Origin of the sequence: Erwinia sp. SLM-02, from assembly GCF_037450285.1 — a bacterium.
GTDB lineage: Bacteria > Pseudomonadota > Gammaproteobacteria > Enterobacterales > Enterobacteriaceae > Erwinia.
The window spans coordinates 252,212-273,179 of the sequence record NZ_JAQISN010000003.1 but is presented as its reverse complement, the minus strand read 5'-3'; the positions used below and the strand labels follow the sequence as shown (position 1 = coordinate 273,179).

The 20,968-nt window shown below is 56.8% G+C and carries 21 protein-coding genes and 4 tRNA genes; 7 read left to right on the top strand and 18 right to left on the bottom strand.

Features of this window, described 5'->3' with window-relative positions; genetic code table 11:
* Nucleotides 1–51: 51 nt before the first annotated feature.
* From rsmC to PGH32_RS18140, 4 genes are all read left to right on the top strand, one after another.
* On the top strand, nt 52–1,086 hold the full coding sequence (gene rsmC, locus PGH32_RS18155; protein ID WP_337894767.1) for a 16S rRNA (guanine(1207)-N(2))-methyltransferase RsmC: 1,035 nt from the start codon (nt 52–54) through the stop codon (nt 1,084–1,086).
* Nucleotides 1,087–1,262: 176 nt separating this feature from the next.
* Nucleotides 1,263–1,349: transfer RNA gene (locus PGH32_RS18150), tRNA-Leu, on the top strand.
* Nucleotides 1,350–1,382: 33 nt separating this feature from the next.
* Nucleotides 1,383–1,469, top strand: a tRNA-Leu gene (locus PGH32_RS18145).
* A gap of 34 nt (nt 1,470–1,503) precedes the next feature.
* A tRNA-Leu gene (locus tag PGH32_RS18140) sits at nt 1,504–1,590 on the top strand.
* 140 nt (nt 1,591–1,730) lie between these two features.
* Here PGH32_RS18140 and PGH32_RS18135 read toward each other — a convergent pair.
* Nucleotides 1,731–2,015: a DUF1435 domain-containing protein gene (locus tag PGH32_RS18135; RefSeq protein WP_337894765.1), complete on the bottom strand. Its 285-nt coding sequence runs from the start codon at nt 2,013–2,015 to the stop codon at nt 1,731–1,733.
* 247 nt (nt 2,016–2,262) lie between these two features.
* Between PGH32_RS18135 and PGH32_RS18130 the strand changes: the two genes are divergently transcribed.
* The gene (locus tag PGH32_RS18130; protein ID WP_314426939.1) at nt 2,263–3,381 is read left to right on the top strand and encodes a GGDEF domain-containing protein; all 1,119 of its coding nucleotides are present in this window, start codon (nt 2,263–2,265) and stop codon (nt 3,379–3,381) included.
* Between the two features lie 12 nt (nt 3,382–3,393).
* A complete protein-coding gene (locus PGH32_RS18125; protein WP_314426937.1) occupies nt 3,394–3,861 on the top strand; it encodes a YbaK/EbsC family protein in 468 nt (155 codons plus the stop codon).
* 33 nt (nt 3,862–3,894) lie between these two features.
* On the opposite strand, the gene PGH32_RS18120 is transcribed toward PGH32_RS18125, so the two are convergent.
* The 4 genes from PGH32_RS18120 to PGH32_RS18105 form a co-directional block, all read right to left on the bottom strand.
* Nucleotides 3,895–5,130: an MFS transporter gene (locus PGH32_RS18120; protein ID WP_337894764.1), complete on the bottom strand. Its 1,236-nt coding sequence runs from the start codon at nt 5,128–5,130 to the stop codon at nt 3,895–3,897.
* Nucleotides 5,131–5,496: 366 nt separating this feature from the next.
* The gene (locus PGH32_RS18115; protein WP_314426933.1) at nt 5,497–6,492 is read right to left on the bottom strand and encodes a nucleoside hydrolase; all 996 of its coding nucleotides are present in this window, start codon (nt 6,490–6,492) and stop codon (nt 5,497–5,499) included.
* Nucleotides 6,489–7,553, bottom strand: coding sequence for a LacI family DNA-binding transcriptional regulator (locus PGH32_RS18110; protein WP_337894763.1), 1,065 nt, complete (start codon nt 7,551–7,553; stop codon nt 6,489–6,491). Before PGH32_RS18110 ends, PGH32_RS18115 begins: the two co-directional genes overlap by 4 nt.
* Nucleotides 7,554–7,577: 24 nt before the next feature.
* Entirely contained in the window at nt 7,578–8,969 is a 1,392-nt protein-coding gene (locus tag PGH32_RS18105) for an MFS transporter (RefSeq protein ID WP_314426929.1), read from the bottom strand.
* A gap of 659 nt (nt 8,970–9,628) precedes the next feature.
* Between PGH32_RS18105 and PGH32_RS18100 the strand changes: the two genes are divergently transcribed.
* Nucleotides 9,629–9,704 (top strand) — tRNA-Ile (locus tag PGH32_RS18100).
* Nucleotides 9,705–9,851: 147 nt separating this feature from the next.
* Here the strand turns inward: PGH32_RS18100 and PGH32_RS18095 are convergent.
* The 13 genes from PGH32_RS18095 to PGH32_RS18035 all read right to left on the bottom strand — a co-directional run bounded on the left by PGH32_RS18095 (nt 9,852) and on the right by PGH32_RS18035 (nt 20,916).
* Entirely contained in the window at nt 9,852–10,082 is a 231-nt protein-coding gene (locus tag PGH32_RS18095; protein ID WP_314426927.1) for an ogr/Delta-like zinc finger family protein, read from the bottom strand.
* Nucleotides 10,083–10,199: 117 nt separating this feature from the next.
* Nucleotides 10,200–11,267, bottom strand: coding sequence for a phage late control D family protein (locus PGH32_RS18090; RefSeq protein WP_337894762.1), 1,068 nt, complete (start codon nt 11,265–11,267; stop codon nt 10,200–10,202).
* 5 nt (nt 11,268–11,272) lie between these two features.
* Nucleotides 11,273–11,749: a phage tail protein gene (locus PGH32_RS18085; RefSeq protein WP_337894761.1), complete on the bottom strand. Its 477-nt coding sequence runs from the start codon at nt 11,747–11,749 to the stop codon at nt 11,273–11,275.
* Nucleotides 11,746–14,238, bottom strand: coding sequence for a hypothetical protein (locus PGH32_RS18080; protein WP_337894876.1), 2,493 nt, complete (start codon nt 14,236–14,238; stop codon nt 11,746–11,748). Before PGH32_RS18080 ends, PGH32_RS18085 begins: the two co-directional genes overlap by 4 nt.
* On the bottom strand, nt 14,231–14,350 hold the full coding sequence (locus PGH32_RS18075; protein WP_314426920.1) for a GpE family phage tail protein: 120 nt from the start codon (nt 14,348–14,350) through the stop codon (nt 14,231–14,233). The genes PGH32_RS18080 and PGH32_RS18075 overlap by 8 nt, the downstream gene beginning before the upstream one ends.
* A 14-nt stretch (nt 14,351–14,364) precedes the next feature.
* A complete protein-coding gene (locus tag PGH32_RS18070) occupies nt 14,365–14,667 on the bottom strand; it encodes a phage tail assembly protein (RefSeq protein ID WP_314426918.1) in 303 nt (100 codons plus the stop codon).
* Nucleotides 14,668–14,723: 56 nt separating this feature from the next.
* On the bottom strand, nt 14,724–15,239 hold the full coding sequence (locus PGH32_RS18065) for a phage major tail tube protein (RefSeq protein ID WP_314426916.1): 516 nt from the start codon (nt 15,237–15,239) through the stop codon (nt 14,724–14,726).
* 9 nt (nt 15,240–15,248) lie between these two features.
* Nucleotides 15,249–16,421 carry a phage tail sheath protein gene (locus PGH32_RS18060; protein ID WP_337894760.1) on the bottom strand — a complete coding sequence of 391 codons (1,173 nt, stop codon included), beginning with the start codon at nt 16,419–16,421 and terminating at the stop codon, nt 15,249–15,251.
* Nucleotides 16,422–17,097: 676 nt separating this feature from the next.
* Entirely contained in the window at nt 17,098–18,492 is a 1,395-nt protein-coding gene (locus PGH32_RS18055) for a phage tail-collar fiber domain-containing protein (protein WP_337894759.1), read from the bottom strand.
* Nucleotides 18,489–19,094, bottom strand: coding sequence for a phage tail protein I (locus tag PGH32_RS18050; RefSeq protein WP_337894758.1), 606 nt, complete (start codon nt 19,092–19,094; stop codon nt 18,489–18,491). The genes PGH32_RS18055 and PGH32_RS18050 overlap by 4 nt, the downstream gene beginning before the upstream one ends.
* The gene (locus PGH32_RS18045; RefSeq protein ID WP_337894757.1) at nt 19,087–19,995 is read right to left on the bottom strand and encodes a baseplate assembly protein; all 909 of its coding nucleotides are present in this window, start codon (nt 19,993–19,995) and stop codon (nt 19,087–19,089) included. The genes PGH32_RS18050 and PGH32_RS18045 overlap by 8 nt, the downstream gene beginning before the upstream one ends.
* The gene (locus tag PGH32_RS18040) at nt 19,982–20,341 is read right to left on the bottom strand and encodes a GPW/gp25 family protein (protein WP_337894756.1); all 360 of its coding nucleotides are present in this window, start codon (nt 20,339–20,341) and stop codon (nt 19,982–19,984) included. The genes PGH32_RS18045 and PGH32_RS18040 overlap by 14 nt, the downstream gene beginning before the upstream one ends.
* Nucleotides 20,338–20,916, bottom strand: coding sequence for a phage baseplate assembly protein V (locus tag PGH32_RS18035; RefSeq protein WP_337894755.1), 579 nt, complete (start codon nt 20,914–20,916; stop codon nt 20,338–20,340). Before PGH32_RS18035 ends, PGH32_RS18040 begins: the two co-directional genes overlap by 4 nt.
* Between the last annotated feature and the right edge of the window lie 52 nt (nt 20,917–20,968).

The following is a 20,968-nucleotide window of genomic DNA, read 5'->3' as shown; positions in this document are numbered from 1 at the left end:
CTGCGCCAACAAACAACTATAATCGCCGCTCTGATTTTTAAGGAGTGAACGATGTCCGCATTTACCCCGGCCAGTGAAGTGATACTGCGCCACAGTGATGAATTTTCCCAACGCCGCGTGCTGTTTGCTGGCGATCTGCAGGATGACCTGCCCGCCCAGCTGGAAACCGCACAGAGCCGGGCGCATACCCAGCAATATCATCACTGGCAGATCCTCAACCGCGCTATGGGTGAAAACGTGCTTTTCGGTCTGGTGGCCACGGCAGAAATCGCCGAAGGCTGCGACACGCTGGTGTACTACTGGCCGAAAAACAAGCCGGAAGCCCAGTTCCAGCTGCAAAACCTGCTGGCTCTGCTGCCGGTTGGCACCGATATTTTTGTGATTGGTGAAAACCGCAGCGGCGTGCGCAGCGCCGAAACGATGCTGGAAAACTGGACCAAACTGGAAAAAATCGACAGCGCCCGCCGCTGTGGTTTGTACCACGGCCGTCTGGAACAGCAGCCAACGTTTGATGCCGACGGCTACTGGGAAGATTACGCGCTGGGCGATCTGACCATCAAAACCCTGCCGGGCGTATTCAGCCGCGATGGCCTGGATATCGGCAGCCAGCTGCTGCTTTCCACGCTGACGCCACATACCAAAGGCAAAGTGCTGGACGTGGGCTGCGGCGCGGGCGTGCTGTCCGTCATGCTGGCCAGCCACTCTCCTAAGGTCCGCCTGACGCTGACCGATGCCAGCGCCAGCGCCGTGGCGGCCAGTGAAGCCACCCTGGCCGCCAACGGCCTGGAAGGCACCGTGGTTGCCGGTAACGTCTATTCCGGCATTACCGGGCGCTTCGATATGATTATCTCCAACCCGCCGTTCCACGACGGGATGCAGACCAGCCTTGATGCAGCACAGACGCTGATCCGTGGGGCCGTCACCCATCTGAATACCGGCGGTGAGCTGCGCATCGTGGCCAACGCCTTCCTGCCTTATCCGCAGGTGCTGGATGACACCTTCGGCAGTCACGAAGTGCTGCTGCAGAACGGCCGCTTCAAAGTGTACCGCGCCGTTAAAGGCCGCGCGCCGAAAGCATCACGTTAATGATCATCAGGGGGCCGCACGGTCCCCTGAAAGTGCGTTAAAACCACCAAAAATGCCCCATTCGCTGTTTTTTCAGGCGATTGATCCAGCAATAAAAAATAACTGTTGACGTACCTGGTAAAATCTCTAGAATGCGCCTCCGTGGTTGCGATACAACGTTGTTGTGTTGCGGGTATGCGAAGGTGGCGGAATTGGTAGACGCGCTAGCTTCAGGTGTTAGTGTCTTAACGGACGTGAGGGTTCAAGTCCCTCTCTTCGCACCAAAAACCATGTTATTCATATTACGCAGCATCTGCGCGAAGGTGGCGGAATTGGTAGACGCGCTAGCTTCAGGTGTTAGTGTTCTTACGGACGTGAGGGTTCAAGTCCCTCTCTTCGCACCAAATGCGGTGATATGAATAAAAAGATCAACAGGACGCGAAGGTGGCGGAATTGGTAGACGCGCTAGCTTCAGGTGTTAGTGTTCTTACGGACGTGAGGGTTCAAGTCCCTCTCTTCGCACCATGTTGATTATCTCTTCCTGAAAGAATCCCAGCGCTTTTCCCCAGTAGTATTTTATTCACTCCGGTATGATTCGTTTTATTCTCATCAGTCCTGAACGTTTGTAGTGCTATATCCGTCGTCCACGATGGTGCTTAACGGGCTTATTGCGTACTGAAGTTGACGGTAATTGCCGCTACCCCACCCACCAGCGCAATACACGACGGCAGCAGCATATAGTGACGCAGACGCTTGTGGAACAGCATCACCACGGTGGCCAGAAACGCCACGACCATCAGCATCCGCCATTCGGTGAACGACAGCTCCATCATCGCCATCTGCGGCATAATCGTGCAGGGCAGCAGTACGCCCCATCCGCTATCGAGTCTTTTCCCCATCATCCAGCTTATCCCCCATAGTCCACACGCAGCGATCATTGCGGCTTCCATAGCTGTGTCCACACAATTTCAAATGATAATGATTACCAATATCATATGATAGTTTTTATCACTTTGCAGCAACATTGTTGAAACTTTATTCCCGCGGATGACAGCCTGGACGATAAATGTTAGATTGACTCCGATCACAATTCAGAAAAATCAAATAATAACAGCTCTAAACTATTCCAGTTGATAAGCATCTGCCACCTGCAGCAAGTCATGCTTTGATATTCCAGGGCAGTCACGAGTAATTAAAATGCAAACTAAAATCTATGATGAATTGCTTAACAGCAAGCGTCGCCTGTCGTTGATGCTATTTCTGTTTTTAAATATTGTTACCGCTTCATTTCTGTCGCTTCGTGCCACCAGCCATACGCCACTCACGGCCTGCGCCCCCACATTACTTATTGTGATATTCAGCTCTGTATTGCTAGCAAGATTGCTATTCAATCCGGCGGCGCAAATTCAGCGCCTGAACGGCGTGGCATTATTTACCGGTTTACTCTGGGCCTGGCATATATTTTCCCGCTATCATTATCAGTTCTATATTGCCGATAATTACCTGCTGGTCGCGCTGGTCAGCGTATTTTTTATTAGCGCGATTGCACTGGGCGATCACCTGCTGGCATTCTGCCTGCACGCCCTGCCAACCGCCGCGACCGTGCTGATGCTGGATGCCGGACGCAATACGCTGTTAATGATATTTACCATCACCCTGCCGCTGGTCGGCTTCACGCTTCATCACCTGATGCTGCGGCGCCTGGATAATTTTACCCGCCGCCTGCTCGGCCAGCTTTACGCCGAAAAAGAATCCTACAGCGATCTGAGCATGCTCGATCCCCTTACCGGCTTATATAACCGTCGCGGCCTGAATAATCGGCTCCAAAGCATCCTTGAGAAACATTCGGGATATCACTTTGTCCTGCTGCTGGATATCGACAACTTTAAGGCCTACAACGACAATTACGGCCACACGATGGGCGATCAGGCGCTGATACGCGTTTCTGCCGCCATCCGCGATGCGGTGCGTTCACGCGATATTGTGACCCGCTGGGGCGGCGAAGAGTTTCTGGTGCTGCTGACCAACGTGAATGAAACGATTGCCATGCAGCTGGCGGAGCGGATCCGCCAGTACGTGGTGAATCTGGAAATTTCCCACCGTTTTAACGACAGGGTATCGACCCACGTCACCATCAGCGCCGGTATTGCCCCACTGGAAGGGGACGATTTTAACAGCGCGCTGGCCCATGCCGACCGGGCGCTGTACCTGGCAAAAAATCAGGGGCGGAATATGCTGCTGTCTTATCAGGATCTGATCGACAGCACCCAGCCGCAGGACACCGATCCCCGGAATGCGTTTACCGGCGGCAAATAAAGGAGAAGCAGTATGAGTCTGGAATCCGTACGGCAGTTTTTCGCCGAGCGAGCACCTGAAATCGCCATTATCGAACTGGAAGAGAGTACGGCCACCGTCGATCTGGCCGCCCGGGCACACCGGGTGGAACCCGGGCAAATTGCCAAAACCCTGTCGCTGAAAGTGAAAGATCGCGTGGTGCTGGTCGTAACCCGCGGCGATGCCCGGCTGGATAACCGCAAGCTGAAGCAGGCGCTGGGTGCCAAAGCGCGGATGTTAAACAGCGAGGAAGTCGTGAGCTGGACCGGCCATCCGGTTGGCGGCGTCTGCCCGTTTGGCCTGGAAAATCCGCTCACCGTCTACTGCGACGTATCGCTGCGCGACTATCAGGAAGTGTTGCCCGCTGCAGGAGCCATCCACAGCGCGGTGCGCATCGCGCCGGAATACATGGCCCGCCTGACCGACGCCGAATGGGTGGACGTCTGCCAGCCGCCTGAGTGATCTGACGACGACAGCCCGAGGGCTGTCGCCCCGTTAACGGTTTTCCGCTGCGGCTCCCGCCGCCTCTTCACTGCCTGAAATTTTCACGCCCTGCGTTTCGCGGCCAAAAGCGACGATCAGGCAGATCAGTATCGCCACCGTCCCCGCCACGATTGCCATCGCCAGCCCGTAGTTATTTCCGTGCGCCTCCGCAATTTTCGACTGCAGCGTGGCATTCACCGAGGCAATAAGGTTGCCTAACTGATAGACAAACCCCGGCAGCACCGCACGGGCATTGGCCGGCACCAGTTCGGTCAGATAGGTCGGCACCACGCCCCACGCGCCCTGCACCATAAACTGCATCAGAAACGCGCCGCAGCCAATCATCCACGAGCCGCTGGAAAATGCCCACAGCGGCAGCACCGGCAGCGCAAGGAAAGCGGCAATAATCATGGCTTTCTTGCGGCCGATTTTCTCCGACAGCGAACCAAAGAATATGCCGCCCAGCATCGCCGCAATATTGTAGAAAATGGCAATAATGCTGACGGTTTGCGGGTTGAAGCCGTGCTGAACCTTGAGGAAGGTGGGATAGAGATCCTGAGTGCCGTGGCTGAAGAAGTTAAAGCAGGCCATCAGCAGCACCAGATAGATGCACAGCTTCCAGTGGCTGCGCAGCACCGGCATCAGCGCCACGCTCTCCTTACGTTCACGGGCGGCCAGCCACACCGGCGACTCCGGCACTTTAAAATAGATAAACGGCAGCAGCAGGATCGGCACGACGCCAATCAGGAACATCCCGCGCCAGCCTACCAGGCTGTAGCACAGACCGAAGATGATTGACGCCAGCAGGTAACCGCACGGATAGCCCGCCTGAAACACGCCGGACATCAGCCCGCGCGAGCGGTCGGGGATGGTTTCCATCGCCAGCGAGGAGGCCACGCCCCATACGCCGCCCATTGCCACGCCGTAAATCACGCGGAAAATCAGGAACCACTCCAGCGTGGGTGACCAGGCGGAAAGCAGCTCAAACAGCGAAAAGATAATGATGTTGGTCATCAGGATCGGGCGACGCCCGTACTTTTCCGCCAGGCGACCAAACAGCAGCGCACCGATCGGCCTGACTGCCAGCGTCAGCATGATCGCCAGCGAAACGTCGGAAATTTCGGTGTGGAAATTGGCGGCGATATCGCTCAGCACAAACACCAGAATAAAGAAGTCGAACGCATCCAGCGTCCAGCTGGCAAAGCTGGCGAACGCCACATTGCGCTGGGTTGAAGTCCAGTTAAGCATAGGGATTTCCTGTCCTGTAGGGGATACGGTAATTGTTATTTATTTGTTTATAGCATGTGAATTCAAAGCCCGGACCGACGCTTTTGTCAGGCTTATGCTCAGGATGTAAGCAGGAATGTCAGTTTGTTTCGTGCGTAATTATTAGGCAGGTAATCGTCGGGAAAGTGCCAAAAACGGGCCGAGACCAGATAGTGCCAGGCCGCTTTGAACGAATGAGGAAATCGGTGCATTTTCACCAGAATCCCGGCAAAGGAGGGAAATAGCACGTACCGGCCTGCATGATAAAAGCCAGAGGATACTGAAGCAGCGGCCTCGATCTTGTGCAATCGAAAGACCATACTGCATCAGCCTCAGGCTTTCGTAGATTCAGGAAATTTCAGGTGGGATCATCGCCAGATACTGCTCCAGCATCGCCAGCAGCAGGTCGTTATTCACGGATTGTAACACGTGGATCAGGCCTCCTTCCGGCTGACCAATCCCCACATCCAGCCGCAGCGGCGGGCGATAGCGCCAGGATTTACCGCGCGTCATACCCGGACGCAGTTCTACGTCCACGTAGTAATCTGCCGCACGGGCAACGTGCTGATTGATCAGCCATGCCACCACCAGCGCATCGTGGATCCAGCAGCCCGGCAGGCGACGGGTCTGCATTGAGTAATCAATCCACGGCCGCAGCGTTTCGCTGACGAACTCCGCCAGCGGCCCAGGCAGCTGCGCAATGCGGTCCAGATCGCCATGGGTCATCATCGTTTTGCTGGTGACGTCCATCGGCACCAGGGTGATATTCGCCCCGCTGGTCAGCACCTGATGCGCCGCCTCCGGATCGATGCCGAAGTTGGTGTCCTTAATGAAATCATCCAGCGCGAACACCCCGCCCATAATGGCAATTTCCTGCACCGCCTGCGCCATCTGCGGATAACGCTGCAGCGCGAGGGCGACGTTGGTCAGCGGACCAATCGCCACCAGGGTAAATTCACCGGGGTTGTCGCAGATAAGCTGGCCAATCGCATCCGCCGCCTCCTGCTGCGTCGGTGTAAAGCGTGCGGGCTGGCGCACTCCCTGCCACAGATACCCCAGCTGATTACCGTGTACCCGGCGGTCCAGCACTTCACGCCATGGCCCGGCCGGTTCACACAGCGCCCTGTCTGCCCCTTTCACCACCGGCACCGACCTGCCGGTGCGCTGCATCAGATCCCTGGCCACGCTGTATCCCACTTCGCTGGGAGTATTTCCCGCCACCGTGGTAATCAGCTCCAGCGAAAGCTCCGGGGCAGCCAGGGCCAGCGCGATTGCCAGGCCGTCGTCTACGTTTGCTCCGGCAATCCCGTTGCCGGGATCGCAGTCAATAATGATTCTTTTCATAACTCGCTATCGGAATAACGGGCTGCCTGGCAGCCACAGGATTCTCCAATCTCCAGACGGTGTGAAAATTCGCGCAGCATGGCCTCTCCGTTCCATTCCGCCAGCATGACGATCGCCGTTTTCGCTATCTCGGCCACCGGCTGGCGCACGGTGGTCAGCGAAGGCACGTGATAGGCGGCCTGCTGCGTGCCGTTGAAGCAGACCAGCGCCACATCCTCCGGAACCCTTAACCCCTGCTCGCTCAGCGCGCGAATGCAGCCAATCGCCTGCGCTTCATTGGTGGCAAACAGCGCACGCGGCACCGTTGCCCCCTGTAACATTTTTTTTGCCGCCAGATAGCCGCCTTCGCGGGTATACGGGGTGCTGAAAATCCATTCCGGCTGCTCCTGCACGCCGTACTCCGCCAGCGCTTCCCGCCAGCCAAGCAGGCGCTCCTGCGTATTCAGCCTCTCGAGGGGGCCACAGATAATGCCCGCCTCACCGTAGCCGTGGCTTAACAGGTGAGCGGTCACCTGGCGGGAGGCCTCGCGCTCATCCACCTGCAGCACGCTCACCTGCAGTGCGGGATCGACGCGGTCCAGCATGACAAACGGCGTGCCGCTGGCCTGCAGTAAATCGGTGTAGGGATGACGATCCACGCTGATATAAAACAACCCGCTAATCTGCTGGCTGAGCATATTGTTAATCAGCTGCAGTTCGCGCCGGCGGCTGTCGCCTGAATCCCCCAGCAGCATCACCCTGTCATTCGCCAGAGCCTCCTGCTGTAGCGCATGAGCCAGCGAGGCGATAAAGGCATTATCGATATTCGGCACGATAAGGCCCCATGTTTTGGTGGTGCCGGAAGCCAGCGCCCTCGCCACATTGTTGGGCCGATAGCCGGTTTTTTTAATCGCCGCCAGCACGCGTTCACGGGTAGCCGCCGCCACCGGACGTGGACCGTTATTGATCACATAGCTGACCACCGCCACCGATGTTCCGGCTTCTCTGGCAACATCGGCACGCGTGGCGCGGTGAGGATTAGGCTTTGCCGCCACCGACTTCGCCAGATTTTTTGTTGCCATTCCGCCACTGTCCTTATGTTTTCGTTAAATAGCGTCGTGGGGATCGTTCAGATCGCGTCCCCGCGTTTCCGGTGCAACGAATGTGGTCGCCAGCCCAATCGCCGCCATCACAACGAAATAGGTTGCGATGGGCCACCAGTGCCCGGTCCAGGAGAGCAGCGCTGCGGCCACCAGCGGCGCAGTTCCGCCGGAGAGGATCGATCCCAGTTCTTTCGCCGTGGCCATTTTCGTGTAGCGATGCGTTACGCCAAACAACTCTACGCCCCATGCCGCCTGTACGCCAAAAATGCCTAACGAGGCCAGCCCCATGCCGGTCACGATGGTGGCAATCACCACGGCAGGCTCGCGGGAATCCAGCAGCATAAACGCCGGGAAGGCATAGAGGATCAGCAGCAGGCAGAAACAGCGATAGGTAATCCGGCGGCCAAAGCGGTCGGACAGCCAGCCCGCCAGCGGGATAATCAGGAAGCCGAGCAGCGAGGCAATAAACACGGCGGTGGTCGCCACCGATTTATCCACCGCCAGCACTTTCACCACGTAGCCGATGATAAATCCCTGAGCCAGATAGGAGGGTCCGTTTTCGCCAATTCGCAGGCCGACCATTACCCTGAAGGCGCGGCTGCGCTGCCAGAACCCGCGGCGATCGGTGGCTTCCGGTGCGCTTTGCGCCTGCATACGCTGCTGCTGCAAGGCCGCTTTCTGGCGCTCAAACACCGGCGTTTCACGCAGATGACGGCGGATCCACAGCGCCACCAGCGCGATCAGCGAACTGCAGAGGAACGGAATGCGCCAGCCCCACTCCTGCAGCGACTGCTGATCCATCTGCACTACCGCCAGCCACACCAGCGATGCCACCAGCGTACCGCTGTTGGAGCCCAGCGCAATGACCGAGGAAACCAGCCCGCGCCGCTGCGCCGGTGCATATTCACCGAGCATTACCGTCCCGCCGGAAAGCTCCGCCCCGGCACCGAAACCCTGGGTAAATCGCAGGATCACCAGGCAGGCGGGCGCCCACAGTCCGATAGAAGCATAGGAAGGGATCAGGCCGATCAGCGTGGTTGAGAGACCCATCAGAATAATGGTGGAAACCATGACGAGTTTTCGGCCGTGGCGATCGCCCAGCCAGCCGAAGAACAGCGCGCCGATGGGGCGGGCGATAAAGCCAACCGACCAGGTCGCGAAACTGGAGAGCAGTGCCATTGAGGGGCTGGCCTCGGGGAAGAAGACATCGCCAAAAATAATACCGGCAGCCAGCCCGTACAGCGCGAAGTCAGCGTACTCCATCGCCGTACCCAGCCAGCATGACAGGGTCGCACGCCAGAAATCCTTACGCCCTTCTTGAGTGGTTAACCGTTCATCGGCCGCCGCAGTGGACGGCACGGAATAGGGTTCGGCAACGCTATGAGGTTGAGACATAAACAAATCCTGTTTTGAAAATCCATTTAAGGCCCCTGCCATGAGCTTCCTGCACGAGGAAAAGACACGGTCGGGGGAAAGGAACAAATAGCCATAGTGCAAAGATCGGTAACGGGTTCCCTGGTGTTGGAACATGTTTTTTGCTTCGCGGTCGCTGGATTAAAAGTGACCAGTCATATAAGTAACGCGAAACAAAATTGATCTTCACGTGGCCGCCGGATTTCCCACGCCGTGAATCTTCTCTCAACACGCATTCTATCTACGCGTGTAGATAAATCAAGGCAGCAGGAACAAACTCATTAGTTATTCTTGATACTTACCAACAAAAACCAACGGAATAACAAATAAAAACAAGGGGATATTAAAGCTCAATAAATCGACTTTTTCTGCAGTGCGAGCGCCGGGTTGATGGATGACGTCATCCCTCTGGCCGGATACCGCAGCCCGATTTTTAACGGGAAAAGATGACAGAAAAATGAACGCGGGAAAGATTTGTGAAGGTGCGCTTAGGGTCCGGGGTAACGGGATTCGTCCCCTGTCGCGATCAAAGTGTCTGTAATTCAACCAGTTCCTGACTATCGTAGTTTGCCTGGAAAATAGACATACAAAAGTTAAACGCTGGATCGCCGCGCGCAGTTACATTATAATCCCGCGCCTCAGGCCCCTTAGCTCAGTGGTTAGAGCAGGCGACTCATAATCGCTTGGTCGCTGGTTCAAACCCAGCAGGGGCCACCAAATTTTAGCTTTAGAATCATATAATTAAGCCACTCTCAGGAGTGGCTTTTTTGTTGCTTTGAATTCAACTGGCAGCAGAATGGCAGCGATGATTTCATTAAAAAGCCCACCTGAAGGTGGGCTGAAGATGCAAACTCGTGCTCTATATCAGCTAACCCGCGGCTGGCTGACAGGCGGCTTCTGCAGCACTTTCGGATGCGGTGGTGCAGAACTGATTTTATCCGGCCGGCAGACGGATCTGACGTAGGTTTCATGCGTAACAAAGGTGTGCCCGCACTCAATATTCGTACACTGGTTATAACGCTCTTTTGTCTCGGTAGAGACCTGGAAACTACTTCGGGTGTGGGCTGCGCGGCCACACAATGGACAGTTCATCATCTTCATTACCTCCATGTTCATCATCGTGATGAGTATGGTACTCCTTAAAACCATTTTGTGAAGTTAAAAATTCATAATTGGGGTTTTCATTCCCTGATGTCGGCCACGCCGGCACCGTTAAAGCGGATCGTCGATTTTCACCTCAAGGGAGATAACGGTGGTGAAGCCGGTGGTCGGGCTCAGCGCGTGCTGCAGATTGCTAATCGTCCAGTTTGCATCATCAATCGGTTGCTTAAAGCCAACCACTTTAACCGGCATCTCCGTAAACAGATCGGCCCGCCCTTCTGCCAGCGTCAGTCTGAACGTCACCGTCCCACGCCGCAGCCTTGCAAGCTGCACCTTAGCGGCCCGCTGCGCCTCGCTCCGGCTGGCATAAGTCCGGTTCAGTACCAGTACGTTGCCATCCTGTCCTTCCAGCCAGGCATTCCCGCCGCTCTTCTGCTGACGGTCGGCTTTTGTCGTACTCTCCTTTTCTGGCTCCTGCGTATCCAGCCAGTGGGCCTGAACGCCACTGTAGGTATTGACGTCATCAAGCGCAAAACGATGGGAATCCCCCTCCTTCCGGTTGAGTGTTATCAACGGAAGCGGTATGCCGCTGGCGGTGGTTCCCTGCCCCATCAAAAAAAACAGCAGATGGCCGTCTTTCATCGAAGCCGTGGCGCCATACATGCGCGCCAGCCTCATTAAGAAACTGGCATCGCTCTCATTCGTCTGGTCGAGATGCTCCACCGGCTTGTCCGCGGTGCCTTTGCCTAACTCCGCTGACAGGTTGTTATCGCTGGCAATCTTCTCTACCACTGCCCCCACGGTCGTCTGATGCCATGACCGGTTTTGACGGGTATTAAGAGTTTTACACACGTCAGCGCTGGAGGCGCTGACGGTGATCCTGTCGGGCGCACCGGTATGCTCGACCTTATTGATGATAAAGGAGCCTTTTACGTACAGCGGTTCGCCTTTCCATCCGATTGCCAGCCTGATTTTCACGCCGCGCGACGGCAGGATGACCTGCCCGTCTGCGTCGTCAAACGTCATTGTCAGCACGTCTGATTCAAACCCTTTATTATCCGACAGCGTCAGGCTCATCAGACGGTTACTCAGCGGTTCGGTCACATTTTCACCATCAACAGTCAGCCGGTAATCAGGCATCCTTCTGCCGGTATTGGCGAGGTCTGAACAAAAGCCCATTGCGCTTACCCTCCCATCGCATTTGAGATGTCACCCACCGCCGATACCGCAGAGTCCGTTAACAGCACCATCTGTTGTCGCAGATCGCCAAACATTCCCGGCAGAGACTCATCTACGCGTCGGAGTTTCAGGGTGAAGTCAATTTTGCGCGGCGATCCGTTCGAATGAAACTCGGTCTTAACCTGAGTCAGCGCCTCAATTACAAACATGCCGTATATCGCTCCGCTGCCCTCAATCAAGGGCCATGCCTTACCCAGTTCCGCCATCTGCCCCAGAGCCATCAGCGACAGCGCCCCCCCGGTGACTTCCGGCAGCAGAGTACCGGAGAGCGTTAGCGAATCGGCATCGGGGCCAAGAAACTGCGCCGTGGGCCGCCGGTTGATCCGCTGATTAGCCGCGTGTCGCCAGCTACGCTGATAGTTCAGCGAACTGTACGGCGTGGTGCGCAGCATAAAAACATACAATCCCAGTGCCATCATCATGACTCGTATCCTCCCCGATCGCTGTAGCTACTGCGGGCCCGTGCCAGCGCCAGACGTTCGCGCTCATCAAGCTGGCGCGCGACTTCACGCGCAATATCCCGGGCGTCCTGGCCTGGCTGAGCATAAATAGTAATCGGCGCATGCGTTTCGATATGCACGTCGGCCGCGGTTACCGCCTGCGGCGTCGGTGAAACCGCACGTTCAGCGGCAAGGCTCAACGGGTGCAGCGGGGCCAGCTCAACGGGGGCTGCCGCTGCCCCCATCGATACGGCAACCAGCGAAGCCAGAGCCGCCGTCCGTCTGCGGCTGGTGACGTGCGCTGGCCCACTGACAATTTCCGGCCCTCTTTCACCCACAATGCCAAACTGGCCTCGCAGGATGGAACCCCCGCTGTCATACACGGGGAAAGGGGCTCCCGGATACCACCATCCCGCCGTATCAGGTAGCGGATAGTTGTCTGCGCGGGTAAAGGCACTGGATTTTTTAGCGGCGTCGGCGGGCAGCTTAATCTCTTGCGTTTTTTCCCCAACCAGGCCCAGCTTATCCAGCAGCCAGTCCAGACTGTCATGAACAATCAGCAGCGGCTTCAGAAGCCCATTAAACGCAGCGGCCAATACCTGACCAAATTCAGATCCCATTGCCGCCGCATTATCGAGTGCCTCAGCCGTGGATTTCACCGGCGTGAGGATTTGGATAAACCAGTCCCGTAACCCGTTAAGGCTGCTGCCAATGGATTGAAACATCGGCTTTAACGGTGCAAAAAGAGCCGTGATGGGCGCCGCCGCCGCGGCAAATCCCGCCACCACACCGCCGATAAAGGCACCGATCGGCTGCCAGAACTTCCAGATAACCATACCCACGGCAGCCAGTGCAGCAATCACGCCGCCGACCGGGGTAAGGAGTGCCAGCATCAAAGCAGAAAGGCCGGTCCACACCATACGCAACATGGCAAAAGGCCCGGATGCCAGCCAGGCGATCATCCCCCCGGCACTGCTAATCGACCCCGTCAGTGACGCAAACAGGCTGCCAATGCCTGACCCCAGTACGCTGATGACAGCACCGATAACGGAGACACTCGTTCTCAGCCCGGCTAAAAGGGCATTCAGTTCTCTGATTGCCTCAGCGGGGCGAGTAAAGGCGAGGATCAGCAGGCTCATGGCTTTCTGCGCCTGCCCGGTGATGGCTTCCAGAGCACCGTCCCGCAGGGCATCCAGAATACCGCCGCCTTTCTGCGCCTCCTGCTGGCCATTAAACGCCTTTTTCAGGCGCTCAATCGCTTCTGCGGCTTTGGCTGCCCCTTCACCGGCCAGCTGGCGGAACGCCTCATTCGCCTGTTCGGCCAGCCGGCTGATGCCGCTGCTCAGCATCGCCAGGGGTCGAAACGCCGCCGACGCGGTGACGGTGAGATGGCTTACGCCGCCCGAGGCTTCTGGTAAAATCAAAGCGACACAACGCAGAGGGCCCGCCATTTCCCGACAGGCGTTAGCCCATTGCTGGACGGAACCGGCCCCACTTTTCAGGGCGTCGGTCAGGGCGGCCACCTGCTCGCGGATATCCTTACCCGGGAGGCCGGCAGGCAGAGCCGAATCCGGCATCAATACCGGCCCCGGGGGATTATCTTTAACGTTAACCGCACCGCCAGCGGCTCGAGATACAGATCCCGGCGTCACCCCGGCTGGCCGCACGCCTTTCAGCTGCACGTCGATCATCTCTACGATGCGGTGAATCGAGACCCGCACTTCCTGCCCGGCCTGCTGAGAAGCAGATCTACGCTGCTCACGCTCCGCTCCCGCGCCGTCGTTCTGCATCGCGGGGGGCTGAATACCGGCGCCCACGTTGAGGTAGCCGTTTGCCACTCGTCTGGCCGGGGAATTTGGCATCAGCCCGTTTGTTTGTGCTGCTCTGGCGTTTGTCAGGCTTGCCAAACCGCCGGAGGCTCCTTCACTTCTGGCCCGGGCCGTGCTGACCATCCCGGAGCGGGTTTCGCTTCCGGCAGTCACCTCCCTCAGCCCCGGCAAAGAGGCCCACTGCCGATCCGGTCCCTGCCGGGCATCATGGAAGCTGAGTTTCAGCGCGCGCTGCGCCTGGCCGAGCGACCGGCTGCACAGCGCTAAGACGATATTCAGCCCCTTTAGCGACTGACGAAGCGCACGATATGGGTTTTGCAGTGGGTTAATGCCGCGTTCCTTCTGATGCCATTGCACCTGCGGCTGTTCAGCAAACAGGCCGGCCCTGACAGACCGCACGCCAGGTTTTGCCGCCTCCTCGCGAGACGAGTTCAGGCTCTGATTGAAAAACACCGACTGCACACCGGCACGGAAAAAACCATCAAAGCGCCGGATCTGCGCGTTGATTTCTTTCAGCCGGAGACGGCTGTTTTGCACGGCAGCGGCCAGCATTTTCACGCTGGCGGCAACCGAGTGGAATGGGCGGGTGAGCTTGTCAACCGCATTCAGAATGACCTGCTGACGCAGGTTTGTGTCACTCATCGCTGGCCCCGCTTCTGATCATTGCTTTATGCCGCCACTCCAGCACTTCAGTTAGCGACATAACATCAGTGACGGACGGCGACCAGTGAAAAATAGTGGCAACATCGGCCACCAGATCTTCTACCGTCAGATTTTCGGCAAATCGGCAAGGACCGATTTCTTCAATAAAAAAGTTACCACCTCCACCGACAGCGCGGTGAGATCGGCCGGATCGAGCTCGCTCATTTCCTGCGCGGTCAGCGTGGGCGTTGAAATTCGCGGAATAATGGTCATCATCGCCGCCACGTCCATATCCATGATGGCCTGCAGGCGGGTGCCACGCAGCGCCCCGGACTGCGGCTTACGCAGAACCAGTTCGGTGATTTTTTCCTTGCCGCGATGCACCGGCGTATCCAGTAACACGGTTTTTTCGTGCGCTGTATCAGTCATTTTTCGTTCCTGAAATAAGGGAATAAGGCGCGGGGATCCGCGCCGTTTAAAGGCAATCAGAGGCCCAGCGCTTTGCGGTGTTCAGCCATCAGATCGACGCCGCCAACGATTTCAACCATGTTGATGACGTCAACTTCATAGAGAACTTCGCCATCAATGGTCAGCTTCACGTAGCTGTTGGTGCTGCTGACTTTGGTCGAATTGCTCTCGCCGGTTTTCAGTTCGCCGGAATCAATCTCTTTGTGACGGCCGCGGACCACCAGTTCCAGCGCCTGCACCTCACCGGTGTCGTCCCGCTGCAGAGAGGCGGTAAAACGCAGCTGCACGCCGTCCGCGGTATTTTTCGCCAGCTGTTTAAACACCAGCGATTCCATACCGCCAATCGAGAATTCGGTATCCAGGGCACCGTCATCCAGCCCCATATCCACATCGACCGCACCCGCCATACCGCCGCCGCGATATTTCTCAAATTTACGGGTAAATTTCGGCAGGGTCAGAGATTCAACGATCCCCTGCCAGTTATTCCCGTCGTTGAACAGGTTCAGATGTTTTAACTTACGTGGTAATGCCATGATGCCCCCTTAAGCGCTGACCTGGCTGGCGAAATCCATTAAATATCGATCGGTAATACGCTGACGCAGCATCAGATTTTCCAGCGGTGGTACCGGCGTATAGTCGTAATCAATCAGCAGTTTCCCGGCCTTGAGCGAGTCTTTATCGTTCACCGACTCATCCAGCCAGCAATCACCGCCAATCAGATAGCCCTGGCTGACCAGGCTACGCATTTTGGCGCGAATGCCTTCCACAATGTCGCGGGCCAGCGAAGGATTGAGGGGCTTATCCACCGCCCACATCTGCGCATCGGCCATCGTGTCGGCCAGCACCTGCGCGGTTCGGGTATAGCTTTCAAAGGCGAACAGCGGATCGTCGCTCAGCGTGCGGGATCCCCAGAAACGAAAACCGTCTTTGCGGATGAGGGTAGTGACATCGTTCTGGTTCAGCACGCCCGCGTCGGTTGCCGGGTTTTGCAGATCCCAGAACACGTCGGCGGAAAGGCCGGTAACCCCGTTGACGCCGACGTTTGACAGAGTTTTATGCCAGCCGGTCTGCTCATCGATTTTGGCGCGCAGGCCCAGCGCACGCGCCGTGGCAAATGCCGTGGCCTCTGCCTGGGCAACGGTGTCGAAGCTGATAAAATCGGGCCAGATCAGCATGCCTTCTCGCTGGCTGAAGTTGTCACGATAGGTAATCACCTCCTCCATCGTTTTACAGCCCCAGGCAGACAGGTAGGCGAAGCCGCGCAGGCTCTGCGCCACGCCCAGCAGTTCAGTGGCCACTGCCAGGGTATCCAGCCCCGGCGCGCCCAGGATACGCGGCTGAACGCCGAGCTGTGACTGGGCCGACAGCAGGGCTTTCATGCCGGTTTTCTTGCCATCAGCGGTCACGCCGCCGATAACGTTGGTGTTGTTTTCCTCTTCCGTCTTGCCCTCCGCTACGCGGACGACAACGGTCACCGGGCTGGTCTGGTCAGCAATCGCTTTCAGCGACGCGGCCAGCGTACCGGATTTGCCGGCTTTACCGCTGGCGGTTAGCACATCGGTCAGCAGAACGGGTTTGTTTAGCGGGAATACGGACGCATCGGCATCATCGCCGGTGCAGACCATACCCACGATAGCGGTACTTACCGTGGTGATAGGGCGGGTGCCTTCGTTGATTTCAACAACGCGCACGCCGTGGTGGTAATCCTGTGCCATAAGGCATTCTCTCCGGTTTACAAAGGGTATGCCTATGTTCTGGCCGGCGGGGATTTGATGCACGCGCCGGGCGTTGTTTGGCGGGTGATACTGAATGCGGATAAAAAAATCCCCGCGGGTGCGGGGACGGGATTAATTTTCGGGAAGTTTGGGGCAGTTGACATCTGGCACAACTGACGTCTCTGCCCGTATTAGAAAAAACGATACTTTCTCCATGCATCATAAAAATTATTATCTTTAGAGGCTTCCATATTCTATATAACCGTGTCCTCTAATGTGTTGACAGACACTTCTGCAGCAATAAATAATTATGCCTTTATGGAAATTATATTTTCGAAATATCAGCCTTTTGAGCGACTTAATCCGTTAACCCGTGCGCACTTTCTCACCTATGATTAGGAGTTAGTGGCGCGACTGTTGTAGTATCCACTGAATAATCTTCCGGTAGATTGATTGCTACTGGTTTATCATGTTCAGTATTCCCAGCCACCCCCGTCAATGGTGCGATAAATAGCAAATTGACTTTTATACTCCGGTGGAGAACAGGAACGGTCAGGGAGGCCTACACCAACGGAAAAACATTCCATATTAGCCCTCCCTCATGTATGCTTCATAATTAAACATCATAATATTTCCAGCCATATTGGAGACCTTACCCCCAAAATACCCGTCTAAATTATAATGCCCTTACTATGTAGTTAAATGCGATGTTACGCGGCCTCGTTTCATCACCAAACGTTCCTGACGCCTGATTGGATTTTGCAGAATAAGTCTGCAATGTTGTTCCATTGGTTGGGCTAGGGTTGTATTCATTAGTTCCATTTGGATAATATGCTAACGATGTATTATTATCGACAAAAATAGCCGTCATTACGCCATCACCACCATTACCTGATGATGTTGGAAGCCAGTGCCGGTGATCCTGTGCCATAGATCCCTGACCTGAAATTAACCCACGACGTAAATCTATTCCCCTACCGTCATCCCAACCACGAATAAACTCACCTCGCAGGTCGGGCAGACGTAACGCAGGATAAGCCTTCGCCAGTTGTGGATACTGTAATGCGCTGAATACAGCACCGTTACACTTCAGCCATCCTGCAGGTGCTGATGCAAGTGGCCATGGGACAGGCACACCAACGGGTAAAGTTGATCCAACGTTCAGACCAAGGGTATTTAACTCGCTTGCATAAATGATCCGATCCCATTCCGTCCATTTTTTTAAACTAACCTCATAAAGCCGGCGCCAGGTATTCCCGGAATGGTATTGCGTATACTCCTGAACGCATCCATCATTGCCGTTCGCGCCATTTTTGATGATTAGCAAACTGCCGGCGAAGCCGTCCTCAGGATAATTCAGTGATTTAAATACGGCGGCGTTCGTCTGTTGAAAATACGCACCGGGAATTTTCAGCGTATTAAGATCGGTATTAGCTGGAATGGTAACCGTACCCTGGGGGAAGAAGCCGCTTGCGGCTCTGCTGTTACTGTCTCCGATCCCCAGATTACGCAAAAAAGCCCCGGTATCCGCAATATCAGCGCCGTTTGCGGCTTTATCCATTTTCTTCGACAGCTGCTCATCGACATACACCCGCAGCTCCAGCACCTTGTCATCAACGTATTTCCGCGTTGCCAGCACCACTGACGGGTCGATTTTCAGCGTGATGTTTTCGGTACTGCTGGTAATCAACACCATGCGCACGGTCTGCGTGCGACCGCTGCCTTCTGCCAGCAGCGGCTTGTAGGTTTCCGGGCAGTTGCCGACGGCAATCAGCGCGCCGGACTCATCAAACAGCCCCACCTCCCGGATCCACCAGCCGCCTTCCGCCTCGGGAATAACCTGCTCGGCGATAATCTGGCTGCTGTTCTGCGGATCGACAGACAGCGAGTTGAGGCTCGCCCGCCGCTTTTCACCCGTCAGCGCCGTCTGATTCGCGCTCGGCGTTGGCAGCGCTCCACCGCCATCGCCCACGGCCATCTGGGTTATTTTTAACGGAACGCCCAAAGCGGACGCATTGGCCAGCTTCGCGGCACCGATATCCGTCAACAGGGTATAGAATTTTGTGCTCATGGATTCACTCTCATTGCGTCAATAACGTGGACCGCGCCGCCTTCGTAAGCGGTGCCGCCGGATGTAATCACTTCGTTGATATACGGGTAGACGGTAATTTCTTCACCGATATAGCTGGCGGCTCCCACCCATAGCGGTCCACTGGTTTGCAGATGGATGGAGAGGCCGATTAGCTGGCGACTGCAGGGTTTCGCGTCATCAATCAGGCGCTCAAGCTCCTGCCAGGTTTCATCGGTAATACCCTGGTCCTGCACGCCAATATCCAGGCGAAAGGTGCCGGGTGGATCGCCGGTCTGCCACCATTCAACAATGCGGATCAGAAAACCAAAGGGTTCAACCACACGGCGTATCGCGCTGGTTGTGCCCTTATGTTGATGAATATAGAACGCGTCCTGCACCACCCGGCGACGGATGCTCTCCTCCCATCGCTCATCCCAGCGATCCACGGAAAAGGCCCATGCCAGCCAGGGCAGAAAACTCGCCGGACAGGTTGCCGGATCCCACAGCGTGCGTAGCGGTGCCTGAAGATCGGACATACCGCTGCAGCCCTGTGCAAGCCGTCGTTCCAGCGAGGTAGAACCCGGCGGCAGCAGGCTATTCATCGGTGCCTCCTCCGACCACGCTCCACTCAGAGCAGGACGCAGCCTGGGTTTTATCCAGCACCATATCGGCCAGCGGCGCGGCCAGCTCTACGCGCTGCACCCCCTCGACGTGAAGTGCGGCGTAGATCGCGCTACGGCGAATGTCACGCCCCAGCCGTCGCTGGCTGGCAATATACTTTTGCAGGCTGGATTGTGCTGCGGCCATCACCGGCCCGGCCTCCGGCCCCGGATAGAAGAAGAGCGTGGCATCCACGCGATAGGGCACAATCTCCGCACTGCGAACCGTCAGGCGATCGGCCACCGGCCGCACATTCTCCGCGTTCAGCGCCTGTGCAACGATCGCCAGCAGCGCCTCCCCCGCCGTGCCATCACCTTCCCGGCTCAAAACAGTGAGGGTCACTTCAGCCGGTGCCGGGCTGATCGCACTGGCATCGGCCACGCGGCCGTCGGCGCTTAATGCGTGGAACTCGTAGGCCGCCGCAGGACCGGCAACGGAGACGCCTTCAAACGCCGCCGGGATGCGCAGCCGCAGCGACTCGTCGCTCTCCATAATTGCCGGAACCGGCGGTAACGCACCCGGGTCGGCGGGCTTCACCATCAGGCGTTCTACGTTGTAATTGGCGGCCAGCTGGTCGAGATCGCTACCGAGCGAATAGGCCACCATCACCGCCTGGGCGGCTTCGTTGATACGCTGGCGCAGCAGGACTTCCCGGTAGGCGCTCTCCTGAAGCAGTTTGGTCACGGGTTCGGATTCCAGCGCAATCGTACGCCTGACGATCGGCTGCTCCTCTGCAGGATAGAGTGCGATAAACGCAGCTTTGCGCTCGGCCAGCAGCGTCTCGAAGTCCGGGACGTGAACAATCTGCGGCGCGGGCAGTTGGGAAAGATCAATGACGGCCATTCTCAGCTCCTGTTGATACGGAAAAAGAGACCGGCGCGCCGCCATTGCGCTCTCCGGTCAGTCCAACCACCATAGAACCGTCGATGTGGCTGTTGATAGTGATAGCATCCAGCGTCAGCCGCGGTTCCCAGCGGCTGAGGGCGACATAAACGGCAGACATCACCTGCAACCGCAGCCCGGGGGTCTGCGGCTGGTCAATCAGCTCGGAAAGCAACGAGCCATATTCCCGCCGGGCGATGCGGCTCCCCAGCGGCGTCAGCAAAATATCGCGCACCGACTGGCGCAGGTGGTTCATGTCAGTCACTGCCTCTCCGCTGCAGCGGTTCATTCCGATGTACAGGGTCATACCGGACCTCCTGATGTTTCTCCGCCGGACCTCACGCCCGTATGTCGGTGTTTATCCACCACAATGCCGTTGGAACTCATCGCGCCACCGCTCTGGCTGACAGCGCCTTTCACGGTGATGTCGCTGGTGATGTGTGTGCTGTCGGCTTCCAGTACAAACTTCCCGGTTTTCAGGGTGATACCGTCAGACGCTTCAATCACCATGGATTTAATGCCTTTGACATACCACCGTCCGCTGGCGGGTTCATATTCAAACCAGCCCCCGTCGGGGTAGGCCGTGACGCAGCCGTCGACGGAATCCGCCGGCGGTGAGCACTGGCGGGAATAGATGGCGGGAAGAACAAAAGCGGTTTCAAGATTGCCGCCCATGCTCAGGATCACCACCTGTTCCCCCGGCGACGGGCACCACCAGGTGCGGGCACTGCCGGCACGCAGGGTCAGCCAGTTGATCCAGTTGGTTTCAAGGCCGTTCACCTTTACCCGGCACAGGCATTTTTTCCGGTCCACTTCGCTGACAACGCCTGAGCGGATCAGATTGGTGATAAGGCGCATAATTTCGGTTAGTTGTGCGTTCATAGCCTTCAGATTGTCAGTTTTCTACACAGGCATCACACCGGGCGCATTGTCT